Annotated in this window: 1 protein-coding gene; it reads right to left on the bottom strand. The window is 60.6% G+C overall.

What is annotated here, in order from left to right:
* On the bottom strand, positions 1–638 hold a 638-nt coding region (locus tag DK870_RS29140; protein WP_372241751.1), incomplete at its 3' end, for an AMP-binding protein.
* Between the last annotated feature and the right edge of the window lie 24 nt (positions 639–662).

The raw sequence follows: 662 nt of genomic DNA, 5'->3' as shown, positions 1-662 counted from the left end.
GCAATATAAAGGTCGCCGCTCACCCCCACCGGGCATGGCAGCAGGCCGCTATCGAGCACATACACCCGGGTGTTCCAGATTGGGCGCCCGATCGACAGTTGCGCCGATTCCTGCGCACACAAAGGCAGAGTCATGGTGGCACACACGGTCGACTCGGTCGGCCCGTAAGCATTGATGAGCCTGCGTCCCTTTGCCCAACGCAGGACGGTATTGGCGTTCGCGGCCTCACCTGCCATCACGATGGTGCAGTCGCTCGGAAATGATTTCGGATCCATGACTGACAGCAACGCCGGCGGCAATGTCGCGCATGTGATGTGCTGGCGCTCGACCAACCCGGCCAGCCTTTGCGCCGACATCAGTTGGGCATCGGCCAGCACGAGCCGGGCACCGCTGAGCAATGTGATAAAGACTTCAGAGACTGAAGCATCGAAGGACACCGACGCGAACTGCAAGACACGTGCTTTGCTATCGATACCGAAGCGCTCTGCCTGAGCCTCCACCAGGCTGGATATACCTCGATGTGTGACAGCAACCCCCTTCGGCCTGCCAGTCGACCCCGAGGTGTAAATGACATAGGCCAGTTGGTCTCGATCATTCCGGGGCAATACCGACGGCCGTGTCGTGGCCAAGGGCAGCACCAGGCTGTCCAACACGCGCTTAGG

This window comes from Pseudomonas sp. Q1 (assembly GCF_009935975.1).
GTDB lineage: Bacteria > Pseudomonadota > Gammaproteobacteria > Pseudomonadales > Pseudomonadaceae > Aquipseudomonas > Aquipseudomonas palleroniana.
This window is presented reverse-complemented; position numbering and strand designations above follow the sequence as displayed.